Source organism: Paracoccus onubensis (genome assembly GCF_003591515.1).
GTDB classification, from domain to species: Bacteria; Pseudomonadota; Alphaproteobacteria; order Rhodobacterales; family Rhodobacteraceae; genus Paracoccus; species Paracoccus onubensis.
The window spans coordinates 118,184-131,509 of record NZ_QZCG01000012.1; the positions used below are offsets into that span (position 1 = coordinate 118,184).

Consider the following 13,326-nt stretch of genomic DNA (forward strand, 5'->3'; position numbering starts at 1 on the left):
CCCTGATGCCAAATAACCCCTGATGATAGATGCAGCCTGTCAAAAACCATTCATGGCAGGATATATCCCGAATTGCCGGTGCGTTATTGCCGGTGTCTTCAGGTAGGAGCGGCGAATTGCGGGAGATGCTCGAACGCAAGCAGGTGTGGATTTACTTCGGATGCGTGGTTCTGGCTGCACTGATAGCGGTTGCCGTTCCGGGAACAGAACGATTTGACGCCGCAATCAATCCGGCTCTTGCCTTCATGCTGTTCGTCACCTTTCTCCAGGTCCCGGTTGCCGATATCGGCAAGGGGTCCCGAGAGACGCGCTTTCTTATTGCACTGCTGGTCAGCAATTTCGTCGTAATCCCCATACTCGCCTTCCTTCTGTCACGCCTGGCGATGGATGATGCGCTCTTGCGGCTTGGTATCCTTATGGTGCTGCTGACGCCCTGCATCGATTATGTGATTACCTTCGCCCATCTGGGGCGCGCAGATGCCCGGTTGTTGCTGACCTCTACGCCGATCCTGCTTCTGGTGCAGATGGCGTTGTTGCCGATCTATCTGGCCCTGTTTCTGGGAGAGGCGGCGGCCGATCTGGTGAATGCCGGGCCTTTCCTTCGGGCTTTCCTGTGGCTGATCGCCGTGCCATTCGTGCTGGCGGGCATGGTTCAACTCTGGGCTGCCCGCCACCGAAGCGGCGAAAGACTGGCCAAAGGTCTTGCATTGCTTCCCGTTCCGGCGACGGCTTTGGTGCTGTTTCTGGTGATCGCCGCCACTATTCCGCTTCTGGGCGAAGCCACCGGCCATGCGCTTTCTGCCCTTCCGCTTTATGCCGCTTTCGCGATCCTCGCACCGCTGATCGGGTGGTGCATCGGCCGTGTCTTTGGATTGAAGGCCGAGGCGGGCAGGGCGATTGCATTTTCCTCGGGCACGCGAAACTCGCTGGTCGTTCTGCCTTTGGCCCTGTCTGTCCCGGGGGCGATCCCGGTTCTGCCTGCCGTCATTGTCACTCAGACGCTGGTAGAGTTGATTGCCGAGCTGATCTATATCCGCGTCATCCCAAGATTTCAGGCGTCATAAAATTGATCCCCATACCGGCCATTGAACACGGCGAAAGCCAAAGGTAGCGTCGGTACGAAATCAGTTTCCGGAAGGCAGGATCATGAATAAACCGCAAAGCTGGGAAGCACGCGCCGATGAATTTTCGATGTATGGCTTCACCGATCTGCCAAGCGTCAAGGCGCGCGGAACGGTCGTGGTCACGCATGGCGAAGGTCCCTATGTCCATGACGTGAACGGGAAACGCTATCTGGACGCGAATTCCGGCCTTTGGAACATGATTGCCGGTTTTGATCACGCCGGATTGGCGCAGGCCGCCAAGGCGCAATATGACCGCTTTCCCGGCTATCATGCCTTTTTCGGGCGGATGTCGGATCAGACGGTCATGCTGTCGGAAAAGCTGATCGAGGTTTCACCTTTTGACCGGGGCAAGGTTTTCTACACCAATTCCGGTTCGGAAGCGAATGACACCATGGTCAAGATGCTGTGGTTCCTGCATGGAAGCGAAGGCAATCCGAAACGCCGCAAGATCCTGACCCGGCTGAATGCCTATCACGGTGTAACGGCTGTATCGGCAAGCATGACCGGCAAACCCTATAACGAGGTCTTCGGCCTGCCGATGGAGGGGTTCATCCATCTGACCTGCCCGCATCACTGGCGTTTCGGTCAGGACGGCGAAAGCGAAGAGCAGTTCACGCAGCGTCTTGCCGCCGAACTTGAAGAAACCATCCTGCGTGAAGGTGCCGATACGATCGCGGGCTTTTTCGCAGAGCCGGTGATGGGGGCAGGGGGCGTCATTCCGCCCTCGAAAGGCTATTTTCAGGCCGTCCAGTCGATTCTGAAGAAACACGGCATCCCGCTGATCTCGGATGAGGTGATCTGTGGTTTCGGACGGACCGGCAATACCTGGGGCTGCGAGACTTATGGATTCGTGCCCGACGCGATCATTTCCTCGAAAAATCTGACCGCCGGTCTGTTTCCGATGGGTGCGGTTATCCTTGGACCCGATCTTGCCGACCGTCTGCAGGCGGCGGCCGAGAAGATCGAGGAATTTCCGCATGGCTTCACCGCCTCGGGCCATCCGGTCGGTTGTGCCATCGCGTTGAAGGCCATCGATGTGGTGATGAATGAGGGATTGGCAGAGAATGTCCGCCGGCTCGCTCCGCGCATGGAGGCGGGACTTCGCGCAATCATGGAGCGTAGCGAGCATATCGGAGAATTGCGTGGTATCGGCTTCATGTGGGCGCTGGAGGCCGTGAAGGACAAGGCGACCAAAACCCCCTTTGACGCCAATCTGTCGGTCAGCGAGCGGATCGCCAATAGCTGCACCGATCTGGGATTGATCTGTCGCCCGCTGGGGCAGTCTATCGTGCTTTGCCCTCCCTTCATCCTGACCGAAGAGCAGATGGATGAGATGTTCGACAAGCTCGAACGGGCATTGACCAAAGTCTTTGCCGAGGTTGCATGATCGCACCGTTCAGCCGGGGCTGCGATGCACTGTCGAAACGGTTTGGACAACCGGGTTGCCTGCCTTGAAATCAATCGCGACGGACCCGCTGTAACGCAGTGCGTAGTGATCGAATAACAGGCATTGCTGATCGCGTTTCTTCAATCCGGTGCGTTCCGTCGCGATGACGATGCGCATCGGCAGACAAGCCGCTGCCGCCTGCGCGCCCGAGCCTTTGCCGGTGAAATGCCAGACCTCCCATCCGCCGGGAAGCATGGCGTAGCGTTGCTTCCTGTCGCCTGACCAGCCTGGACGCTTGGCCGATTCCTCTTGCGTGGCGATATCGCCATCCTGCCGCAGCCAGATCCTGGCAGTAAAACTGCCGCCTGCGGGTTTGGATAATGCCCGCCCCGCTGGTGTCATCAGCCCCGCGGCTTCCCCCTGCGAGGCAATCAGAAGCATGGGACGTTCGGTGCGGACCCATAAGAAGCCTGCCGCCGCCGCCATGGTGATGCCGATCACGCAGCCCGACAGGGGCGCGGCTAAGCGTCGTAATGTCTTCCAGGGGCGCCAGCACAGGACCAGTAGGACCGCGCCAGCCCCGAGAAGCGACAGAACCTGCGGTGCCGGTTGGATGATCGCCGTTACCGCGCCGTCTAGCCCGGCGATCCATTCGGCCATGAACAGCATCCATTCCGTACCTAACCCCATGATCCACAAGGCCGGTCCGGCCAAGCCGAATGGCGCTAGCAGCGCGGCAATCACGCCTGCGGGCATGACCAATGTTCCCATCACGGGAACGACCAGCAGATTGGCCAGCAACCCGTAATGCGTCATCTGGTTGAAATGAGCAGCCGCAATCGGAGCGGTCGCCATTCCCGCAATCAGAGAACTTGTGACAAGCATGGCGAATGGCCGCAGCCAAACCGGGATATGACAGGCGATACGTGACCAAAGGCCATAGACCAGGATCAACGCGACAGTAGCCGCGAAACTCATCTGAAAACCCGGCGAGGTCAGGGCCTCGGGCCTGAGCAGAAGGATTATGGTTGCGGCCAGCGCCACAGTGCGCAGGGAAATCGCCCGGCGATCCGCCAGTATCGCGCCCAGCATGACCGCCACCATGATGAAGGCTCGCTCTGTCGCGACGCCGCCGCCGGAAAGCCACAGATAGGTGGCGGCCGCCAGAAGCGCAAAAATTGCCGCGATCTTGTGGGCGGGCAGGGACCGGCCCGTTCCGGCAGCTTGCAGACCGACCATTGCATAGCGAAAGGCGGCATAAACGAATCCCGCCAGCATCCCCATATGAAGCCCCGAAATCGATATGATGTGATAGAGATTCGAACCGCGCATGATCTGGTTGGTCGCTTCGAGAATCCCTGAACGATCGCCGGTCATCAATGCGGCTGCTACTGCGCCTTTCTGACCGCCGATCTGCTGCTGCATCTGTGCGCTTATCGCCATGCGCAGGCGGTGCATCCGCCATTTTCCGCCTTCGGGCGGGGCCAGATTGACGCTGGGAAGACGCGTATAGCCGACCGCGCCAAGTCCCGAGAACCACGCGTTCCAGCGGAAATCGAATCCATGCGGTGACGCTGGACCGGGCGGCGGGCCGAGATGGCCGGTCAAGCGAATACGCTCGCCCAGTGCGGGCAGCGTGACTGCGGCCTGATCCATCAGTGACAGACGAACCCGTCTGGGTGTCCGCTTCTGGCTGATATCCTGCAGGACGACCTGATCCAGTGTCAGGCGGATCCGGTCACGGGTCGAGCGGTCGATCTGAACGACCATTCCCTCGACCGGGCCATAATATCGCCAGCCAAGGACCGGCGCGGCGACATGAGCCGAGCGGATTCCCATCAGGCCAACACCGGCAGCGATCAGGGAGATGGCGAAGCTGCAATTGCGCGTCGTTTCCGCCAGCTGCCATCCGATTCGGCCTTTTGTGGCAAGCAGGATCATGGAATGCCGGAAAATCAGCCCGGATACCGCCGCGATGGTCAATAGCAACCATGACCAGCCAGTCGGGGCGGAAGGCAAGGCAAACCAGATCCCGATCCCCGTCGCGAGGCAACAGGGCAGCCAGGGTAGCAAGCCGGCCCGGCTTACCAGAGCCGGGCCGGATCTGCGCGAACCGGTATGTCCTTTCCCGTTCATGTGGGCCGGAGCAAAACCCTGAGCGGGCGGGGAGACCGGTTGCGCGGCCGGAACCGTTCCATTTCCGGGGAAGACTGTCATTCTTGTCCTTTCCGGGGCGGTTCTCTATTTCTGCTTACGAACCTGACACGACCGGGTTAAGAAATCGCTAACGTGGCATGTGTCATTTAGAAAATTCATCATCAGGAAAACCAGATGTCCGACAATATTCCGATCGTGACCCGTTTTGCTCCGTCTCCGACCGGTTATTTGCATATCGGCGGTGCGCGTACGGCGTTGTTCAACTGGCTTTATGCCCGCGGCCGAGGTGGAAAATTCCTGCTGCGAATCGAGGATACCGATCGCGCCCGCTCGACCCCCGAAGCGACGGAGGCGATTCTGAAAGGGCTTGAATGGCTGGGTCTCGATTGGGACGAGGAGCCCTATAGCCAATATGCGCGCAAGGATCGTCATGCCGATGTCGCCCGGCAGATGCTGGCCAACGGCTCCGCATATAAATGCTTTTCCACCACCGAGGAAATCGCCGCATGGCGCGAGGCGAATCCCCGGCAGCCGTTTCAAAGCCCCTGGCGGGCTGCAAACGATCAGCCGGATGCGCCCTATGCGATCCGCCTGAAGGCTCCGCAAACCGGTGAAACGGTGATTGAGGATGCCGTGCAGGGGGTGGTCCGGGTGGCGAATGATCAACTGGACGACATGGTTCTGTTGCGCAGCGATGGTTCACCCACCTATATGCTGGCGGTGGTGGTGGATGATCACGATATGGGGGTTACCCATGTGATCCGGGGGGACGATCATCTGACCAACACCGCTCGCCAGATCCAGATCTACGATGCGATGAACTGGCCGCGCCCGGTTTTTGCCCATATTCCGCTGATCCATGGCGAGGATGGGAAAAAGCTGTCCAAGCGTCATGGTGCTGTTGGCCTGCATGAATTCGCGGCGCTGGGATATCCGGCCGTGGCGATGCGGAATTATCTGGCCCGGCTTGGCTGGAGCCATGGCGACGATGAATTATTCAACGATGCGCAGGCACGGGAATGGTTCGATCTGTCTGGTATCGGACGTGCACCGGCACGGCTGGACTTCAAGAAGCTTGAACATGTCAGCGGCCATCATATCGGCGAAATGGAGGATGCCGCACTGCAGGCCGCCTTGGATGAATTTATCAAGGAAACAGGCTCCAAGTCATTGACATCAATTCAGAAAGAAAGACTTGGAGCTGCTTTAACAGTTCTGAAACAAAAGGCCCGTACATTACCACAGCTTCTTGAGCAGGCGCGATTTGCCCTGATCGACCGGCCCGTTGAAATTGATGAAAAGGCAGGGAAGGCACTGAATTCGGAATCCCGTGGTATGCTGAAATCATTGACTGCCGCAGTGCAGCATGCTAGCTGGACGCGTGACGAGCTGGAGCGGTCGGCCAAGATCATTGCCGAAGAAAACGGTGTGGGTCTGGGCAAACTTGCAGGTCCGTTAAGGGCCGCTCTGGCCGGACGAACCGCCACCCCAAGCGTGTTCGATATGATGACGGCGCTCGGCCGCGAGGAAACGCTGGCCCGGTTGCGTGATCAAACGGAATTGGCAGGCTAGGCCTGCCCTCACTCGCCGGGGCCTCTCGCATGTTTTGCGCGTTTGGCCTGGCTTAGCTGAAAGGACGTTTTGATGGCTGATTCCAATAATGCCACACTGCGACTTAATAATGCCGAATATGAATTACCGATTCTTACACCGACTCAGGGGCCGAACGTTCTGGATATCCGTAAATTATACGGTCAGGCCGATGTGTTCACCTATGATCCCGGCTTCACATCCACTGCCAGCTGCGATTCGACGATAACCTATATCGATGGCGACAAGGGCGAATTGTGGTATCGCGGCTACCCGATCGAGCAACTGGCACAAAATTCCAATTATATCGAGGTTTGCTATCTTCTGCTTTACGGCGAACTGCCCAGCGCAGAGCAACTGACTGATTTTCAAAGCCGTGTCACGCGCCACACCATGGTGCATGAGCAGATGCACAATTTCTTCCGGGGATTCCGCCGTGACAGCCATCCGATGGCTACGATGGTGGGGGTCGTCGGTGCAATGTCGGCTTTTTATCACGATTCGACCGATATCGGTGACGAATGGCAGCGTGAAGTGGCCGCGATCCGGCTGATCGCCAAGCTGCCGACGATTGCTGCAATGGCCTATAAATACGCGATCGGCCAGCCTTTCGTGTATCCCGACAACGAACTCGACTATGCGTCGAATTTCCTGAACATGTGCTTTTCGGTTCCGGCCGAGAAATATCACGTCGATCCGGCCCTGTCGAAAGCGATGGACCGGATCTTCACGCTTCATGCCGATCATGAACAGAACGCCTCGACTTCGACGGTGCGTCTGGCCGGATCTTCGGGCGCGAATCCCTTTGCCTGTATCGCGGCGGGGATTGCCTGTCTCTGGGGGCCGGCACATGGTGGCGCCAATCAGGCCTGTCTTGAAATGCTGCGTGAGATCGGGACCGTTGACCGCATTCCGGAATATATCGAAAAAGCCAAGGACAAGGACGATCCGTTCCGGCTGATGGGTTTCGGTCACCGGGTCTACAAGAATTTCGATCCGCGTGCGAAGGTCATGAAAGAATCCGCCGATGAGGTTCTGGACCTTCTGGGCATCCGCAACAACCCGACGCTTCAGGTTGCCAAGGAGCTTGAGAAGATCGCCCTCGAGGATGAGTATTTCGTATCCAAGAAGCTTTATCCGAATGTCGATTTTTATTCGGGCATCATCCTTTCGGCTATGGGCTTCCCGACCTCGATGTTCACGCCGATCTTCGCCTTGTCGCGCACTGTCGGCTGGATCGCGCAGTGGAAAGAAATGATCAGCGATCCGCAGAACAAGATCGGCCGCCCCCGGCAGCTTTATGTCGGCAGTGACAAGCGGGATTATGTCGAGCTCGCCAAACGCTGACCGGTCTGGATGACATGGAATAGAGGGCCTCTTCGGAGGCCCTTTTTCGTCGCGGGGCTTGCGCCGGGGGAATGGCAATGGCAAGTGATCTGATATGAGTGAAAATGACAAACCGGACTCTCTCAAACTCGCCGTGATTACCGGCGCTTCGCGCGGGCTTGGGGCGGCTTTGGCCGAGGAACTGGCGGCGCGCGGATATCATGTGCTTGCGGTGGCCCGCACAGTCGGAGCGCTTGAAGAACTGGATGATCGTATTCGGGTGACGGGTGGCGCGGCCACTTTGGCGCCAATGGATGTGGGCGAAGCCCCCGCGATGCAGCAATTGGCCGAGGCGATCGCGAAGCGCTGGGGCGGGGTGGACCTGTGGGCGCATTGCGCTGTGCATGCCGCGCCATTGTCTCCTGCGCCGCATATAGACGGCAAGGACTGGTCGAAATCGCTGCTGGTCAATACCGAAGCCGTGCGCGGGCTGATCGTTCTGCTGGAACCTTTGCTGCGCGCGCGTGACGGAACCGCGCTGTTCTTTGACGATGCCCGTGCCGGGCAGAAATTTTTTGGCGCATATGGCGCAAGCAAGGCAGCCCAGATTGCGCTTGCGAAAAGCTGGCGGGCCGAGACGGTCAATACCGGCCCGCGCGTGGTCATCGCCGAGCCGGCTCCGATGCCGACCTCGGTAAGGGCAAGATTCTTTCCGGGCGAGGATTCTGAAACATTGAAGCCGTGCAAATCCGAGGCTGCACGGATCCTGGATGACCTTGCGGAGTAGCAGTTCGGGCGGAATGATGGACGAAAGAGGGGCGCTGCCCCTCTCGTCGCGATGCTCCTCACGCTCCGGAATATCTGCGTGAAGAAGAAGCAGGTTTCTCAGGCGATGGGTGCGGTGGCCCGATGCAGCCAGTTCCGGGTTTCGGAATCAAGCAGCGGGGAAAGTTCATCGCGGACGCGCATGTGATAGTGATCGAGCCATTCCGCCTCGTCACGGGACAGTGCCTGCCGATCGATGCACCGCCTGTCGATCGGGCAGAGCGTTAGCGTTTCGAAGCCCAGCATGTTGCGGCCCGGCTCGGCCTCGGCCGTGGTGACCGCAAGCAGGTTCTCGATCCGGATTCCAAAGGCGTTTTCGCGGTAATATCCCGGCTCGTTGGACAGGATCATGCCGGTTTCAAGCGGCAGGTCGCTGATACGGCTGATGCGGACGGGTCCTTCATGAACGCAAAGTGCTGCGCCCACGCCGTGGCCCGTGCCATGATCGTAGTCCAGCCCCTGCGCCCACAGAAATTGCCGGGCCAGGGAATCCAGATGTGCGCCGGCGACGCCTGTCGGGAAACGGCTGCGACTGATGGCGATCATACCGCGCAGAACGGCGGTATAGGGGGCGATGGCCGCTTTCGGCGGCTGACCAAGCGGAATAGTGCGGGTGATATCGGTGGTTCCGTCGGGATATTGTCCGCCGGAATCGATCAGCAGCATGTCATTTTCGGCCAGTCGGCGGTTGCTGGATTCCGTGACGCGATAATGCACGATGGCACCATTCGGTCCGGCGCCGCTGATCGTATCGAAACTGATATCGATGATCCCCTCGTCGCGGCGCAGGGATTCGAGTTTCCGCACCACGTCGATTTCGGTCAGACTCGACGGCGGGGTGCTGTCCAGCCATGCCAGCAGGCGGGTCATCGCCACGCCGTCACGCAGATGCGCGGCATGCATTCCCTTTAACTCAACGCTGTTTTTCCGGGCCTTCGGCAGGATAGCGGGATCCGGGGCGCTGGCAATCGCGGTTCCGGCCTGTTCCAGCAGGCGAAAAGCTGCCTCTGGCGCGGTTGCGGGATCAAGCCGGATGGTGCCATCCAGATTCTGCAAGGCAGCGGCCATTTCTCCGGGGGGGCGGATGGTCACGTCATTACCCAGCTTTTCGCGCAGTTGACCGTCGAATTTCACGGGATCGGCGAAGAGCGCGACATGGCCGTCATCCGACAGAATCGCAAAGCTTTGCACGATGGGATTCTTGGGCACATCCGTGCCGCGGATATTCAGCAGCCACGAAATGGAGTCGGGTAGGGACAGGAAGGCGGCGGATTGCCCGCAATCGCGCAGCCCTGCCGCCAGCCGTGCCCGCTTGTCAGCCGAGCTCTCGCCCGCGAAGGCGTCGTCATGCGCCCGTGCCTGGCCTTGCGGCGGCGCGGGACGGTCGGGCCAGATCGCGTCGACCGGATTGCTTTCGACTGCGATCAATTCGATGCCGCTGTTTTCAAGCCCCTTGCGCATCGCCTCGATTTCCTTGCGGGTATGCAGCCACGGATCGAAGCCCGCCCGTCCGCCATCGGGCAATGCCTCGCGAAGCCAGACCGAGGGCCGGGTTTCCGGCCAGGGAACCGGAGTGAAATGCGCAAGGTCGATCTGCGATTTCACCTGTACGCGGTAGCGTCCGTCGATGAACACTCCGGCCTGTTCACGTGTGATGATCGCAAATCCCGCGCTGCCGGTGAAACCGGTCAGCCATGCCAGCCGGGCATCGGCATCGGCGACATATTCGCCCTGATGCGCGTCGGCGCGTGGGACGAAGAAGGCATCAAGCTTCATCGCTGCCATACGTTCTCGCAGCGTGTTGAGACGAGTCGCGTGATCGCCGCCGCCCGCCGGATCTTCGAAAGATTGAAATGCGCTCACAATTCGATGACCTTCAGAATCTCGGGCTCGATCACGGTGACGCCGGGAAGGCCGCTGGCTAAAGCCTCTGCCGATTGTTCCAGCAGGGGGAAAGTTTTGTAGTGGCAAGGAATGACAGTCTTGAAGTCGAAATATTTTTTTGCGGCGAAGGCGGCGCGTTTCATATCCATGGTGAAATGGCCCCCGGCGCAGAGAATGCCGATATCGGGCTGATGATACTCGGCCATCCATTCCATATCGGCCATGATGTCGGTATCGCCGCTGACATAGATCACATGCCCTTCACCGGCGATCATGTAGCCCGATTCATGACCGGCATAGATCGGCCCGTCGGCTCCGTCCATCGAGCTGGAATGGCAGGCATTGACCATGGTCACCTGAGCGCCGCCAAGATCGATGGTGCCGCCCTTGTTGAAGCCGATGCCTTCGACGTTTTCATGCGTGGTCCAGTGGTTGATCAGGTCATAGATGCCGGCAATCGGAATGTTCAGTTCCTTTGCGATGGGCAAGGCGTCTGCGACGTGATCCCCATGACCGTGGGTCAGCAGGATATGGGTTGCGCCGGAGATTGCTTCCTGCCGCCTGTCTTCCGGGAAGACCGGATTGCCGGTCATCCAGGGATCGATCAGGATCACCGCATTCTCGATTTCAAGCCGAAAGCCGGAATGTCCAAGCCAGTTCAGTTTCATCGCAATCTCCTTTCTGGAACTTGCGCGCAGGTTAGCGCGGGCGTCCAGCCGTGGCCAGCCGCAGTTTGAGCGGGCAGGGCAGGGAATGGCGTGAGGCCGGGCGTCAGTCGTTTCGAGCCGGGGGTGCAGTATCGGAACCGGCCGCGGCAGGAGCGTCCTTTGCGGGTGCTGCGGCTGGTTCCGGGGCCTCGGGTTTCGCCTGGACAGGCCGGATCTCGGGTTCGCGCCGCTCTTCGCCGGCCGGATCGGTCGGCGCGGCTGCTGCGGAAACCGAAGATGCGCTGTCTTCCCCGGCCTGCGACGTCGCGCGGCGGAAAATCAGGAGATTGTGATAGACGGTCGAGCGGCCGGTCAGCCCGGTTCGTTCCTCGCTGGGCAGGACATCGGCGCGAATATATTCCCACCCATCCGCAGCCATCCGGTTGAGTTCGTCCGACAGCGCCAGCGCATAGCGTTCAGCCGGTGTTTTGGCGTCTTTTGCTTTCTCGCCACGGGTGGGGGCCGGGATGGCGGTATATTCGAATTGCATGCTTTGATCCTGCATCACATTATCGCGCCGGGCGACCGGATTATTCGCCCAGCTTCTTGCTGACAAGTTCATTGACCGCCGCCGGGTTTGCCTTGCCGCCGGTGGCTTTCAGCACCTGTCCGACGAACCAGCCCGCCAGCTTGGGATTTTGCTTTGCCTTTTCGACCTGACCGGGATTCGCGGCGATGATCTCATCGACGGCCTTTTCGATCGCACCCAGATCGGTGACCTGTTTCATGCCGCGGGACTCGATGATCTGAGCCGGATCGCCGCCCTCGGTCCAGAGGATCTCGAACAGATCCTTGGCGATCTTGCCCGAGATGTCGCCCTTGGCGATCAGGTCGATCACCCCGCCAAGCTGACCCGAGGAAATGGGCGAAGTCTCGATGTTCAGCCCTTCCTTGTTCAACCGCCCGAACAATTCATTGATGACCCAGTTCGCGGCCTGCTTGCCATCGCGACCTTGCGCCACCTCTTCGAAGAAATTGGCGTTCTCGACATCGGCGGTCAGGACACCGGCATCATATTCCGACAAGCCCATGTCGCGCACGAAGCGGGCTTTCTTTTCGTCCGGCAGTTCGGGCATGCTGGCCGCGATATCGTCGACCCATGCCTGTTTGATTTCCAGCGGCAGCAGGTCGGGATCGGGGAAATAGCGATAATCATGCGCCTCTTCCTTGCTGCGCATGGACCGGGTTTCGCCCTTGTCGGGATCGTAAAGCCGGGTCTCCTGCACGACCTTGCCGCCATCCTCGACAATGGCGATCTGGCGGCGGGCCTCAACGTCGATGGCCTGCTGAATGAAGCGCATCGAGTTCATGTTCTTGATCTCGCACCGGGTGCCCAGATGGCTGAAATCGCCCGTTTCGATATATTTCTCATAGGCGCCCGGAGGGCAGATCGAGACATTTACATCTGCGCGCAGATTGCCGTTCTGCATATTGCCGTCGCAGGTGCCCAGATAGCGCATGATCTGGCGCAGTTTGACGACATAGGCGGCGGCTTCCTCGGGGCTGCGGATATCGGGGCGGCTGACGATTTCCATCAGGGCGACTCCGGTCCGGTTCAGATCCACGAATGACATGTTCGGATCCATGTCATGGATCGATTTTCCGGCGTCCTGTTCGATATGGATCCGCTCGATCCGCACGCGGCGGGCGACGCCGGGGGCCATGTCCACGATCACCTCGCCCTCGCCGACGATGGGATGATAAAGCTGGCTGATCTGATAACCCTGCGGCAGGTCGGGATAGAAGTAATTCTTGCGGTCAAAGGCCGAACGCAGGTTGATCGCCGCTTTCAGGCCAAGGCCGGTGCGTACCGCCTGCGCCACGCAGAATTCGTTGATGACCGGCAGCATTCCCGGCATGGCAGCATCCACGAAGGCGACATTGCTGTTCGGCTCGGCCCCGAATTCGGTCGATGCGCCCGAGAACAGCTTGGCCTTGCTTGCGACCTGCGCATGCACCTCGAGTCCGATGACCAGCTCCCAGTCACCCTTGGCGCCGGCGATGGTTTTCGGTTCAGGAGCGGTGAAGGACAGATGGTCAAGCATGAAAATCTCGTTGTCGCTGTGGCGGTGTTGCAGCGGTTTTAGGGCAGCGCGCGGCACTTGTCACGAGGCGCGATGCGATAAGATTGCGGCGGTTGTTTGGTCGGCCTAAGGCGCCGGATCAAATCGTCAGGCGATGAAACACCCCTGATCACGCGATATCTCTGCCCAAATGCCGGGTGAGTTGCGCGATTCTGGCGTGAAATCGCCGATGCCGGCCCGGAAAGCTTGCATGACTTGCATTTGCCGTTAAGGCGTTTTGCGTCGAAACTGCCTTACGGGGA

General features: G+C 59.4%; 10 protein-coding genes. 5 read left to right on the forward strand and 5 right to left on the reverse strand.

What is annotated here, in order from left to right:
* The first annotated feature begins 125 nt into the window (after positions 1–125).
* Positions 126–1,064, forward strand: coding sequence for an arsenic resistance protein (locus D3P04_RS17230; RefSeq protein ID WP_232845065.1), 939 nt, complete (start codon positions 126–128; stop codon positions 1,062–1,064).
* Between the two features lie 82 nt (positions 1,065–1,146).
* A complete protein-coding gene (locus tag D3P04_RS17235; protein ID WP_119751050.1) occupies positions 1,147–2,511 on the forward strand; it encodes an aminotransferase in 1,365 nt (454 codons plus the stop codon).
* A gap of 9 nt (positions 2,512–2,520) precedes the next feature.
* Here the strand turns inward: D3P04_RS17235 and D3P04_RS17240 are convergent, their stop codons facing one another.
* Complete coding sequence (locus D3P04_RS17240; RefSeq protein ID WP_119751052.1) at positions 2,521–4,728, reverse strand: ComEC/Rec2 family competence protein; 2,208 nt, start codon at positions 4,726–4,728, stop codon at positions 2,521–2,523.
* A gap of 114 nt (positions 4,729–4,842) precedes the next feature.
* On the opposite strand from D3P04_RS17240, the gene gltX reads away from it, so the two are divergent.
* From gltX to D3P04_RS17255, 3 genes are all read left to right on the forward strand, one after another.
* Entirely contained in the window at positions 4,843–6,240 is a 1,398-nt protein-coding gene (gltX, locus tag D3P04_RS17245; protein WP_119751053.1) for a glutamate--tRNA ligase, read from the forward strand.
* 72 nt (positions 6,241–6,312) lie between these two features.
* Positions 6,313–7,605, forward strand: coding sequence for a citrate synthase (locus D3P04_RS17250; RefSeq protein WP_119751055.1), 1,293 nt, complete (start codon positions 6,313–6,315; stop codon positions 7,603–7,605).
* 94 nt (positions 7,606–7,699) lie between these two features.
* The gene (locus D3P04_RS17255; protein WP_119751057.1) at positions 7,700–8,371 is read left to right on the forward strand and encodes an SDR family NAD(P)-dependent oxidoreductase; all 672 of its coding nucleotides are present in this window, start codon (positions 7,700–7,702) and stop codon (positions 8,369–8,371) included.
* Positions 8,372–8,469: 98 nt separating this feature from the next.
* Here the strand turns inward: D3P04_RS17255 and D3P04_RS17260 are convergent, their stop codons facing one another.
* From D3P04_RS17260 to gatB, 4 genes are all read right to left on the reverse strand, one after another.
* Positions 8,470–10,272 carry an aminopeptidase P family protein gene (locus D3P04_RS17260; protein WP_269902632.1) on the reverse strand — a complete coding sequence of 601 codons (1,803 nt, stop codon included), beginning with the start codon at positions 10,270–10,272 and terminating at the stop codon, positions 8,470–8,472.
* Positions 10,269–10,961 carry a metal-dependent hydrolase gene (locus tag D3P04_RS17265; RefSeq protein WP_119751058.1) on the reverse strand — a complete coding sequence of 231 codons (693 nt, stop codon included), beginning with the start codon at positions 10,959–10,961 and terminating at the stop codon, positions 10,269–10,271. Before D3P04_RS17265 ends, D3P04_RS17260 begins: the two co-directional genes overlap by 4 nt.
* A gap of 103 nt (positions 10,962–11,064) precedes the next feature.
* Positions 11,065–11,490 (reverse strand): DUF4177 domain-containing protein, encoded by a 426-nt coding sequence (locus tag D3P04_RS17270; protein ID WP_119751059.1) that lies wholly within the window; start codon positions 11,488–11,490, stop codon positions 11,065–11,067.
* A gap of 40 nt (positions 11,491–11,530) precedes the next feature.
* Positions 11,531–13,045, reverse strand: coding sequence for an Asp-tRNA(Asn)/Glu-tRNA(Gln) amidotransferase subunit GatB (gene gatB, locus D3P04_RS17275; RefSeq protein WP_119751060.1), 1,515 nt, complete (start codon positions 13,043–13,045; stop codon positions 11,531–11,533).
* Positions 13,046–13,326: the final 281 nt, after the last annotated feature.

Coding starts and splice junctions, on each gene's coding strand:
- D3P04_RS17255 (WP_119751057.1), top strand. CDS start 7,700: ATGAGTGAAAATGACAAACCGGACTCTCTCAAACTCGCCGTGATTACC.
- gatB (WP_119751060.1), bottom strand. CDS start 13,045: ATGCTTGACCATCTGTCCTTCACCGCTCCTGAACCGAAAACCATCGCC.
- D3P04_RS17230 (WP_232845065.1), top strand. CDS start 126: ATGCTCGAACGCAAGCAGGTGTGGATTTACTTCGGATGCGTGGTTCTG.
- gltX (WP_119751053.1), top strand. CDS start 4,843: ATGTCCGACAATATTCCGATCGTGACCCGTTTTGCTCCGTCTCCGACC.
- D3P04_RS17270 (WP_119751059.1), bottom strand. CDS start 11,490: ATGCAATTCGAATATACCGCCATCCCGGCCCCCACCCGTGGCGAGAAA.
- D3P04_RS17240 (WP_119751052.1), bottom strand. CDS start 4,728: ATGACAGTCTTCCCCGGAAATGGAACGGTTCCGGCCGCGCAACCGGTC.
- D3P04_RS17265 (WP_119751058.1), bottom strand. CDS start 10,961: ATGAAACTGAACTGGCTTGGACATTCCGGCTTTCGGCTTGAAATCGAG.
- D3P04_RS17235 (WP_119751050.1), top strand. CDS start 1,147: ATGAATAAACCGCAAAGCTGGGAAGCACGCGCCGATGAATTTTCGATG.
- D3P04_RS17250 (WP_119751055.1), top strand. CDS start 6,313: ATGGCTGATTCCAATAATGCCACACTGCGACTTAATAATGCCGAATAT.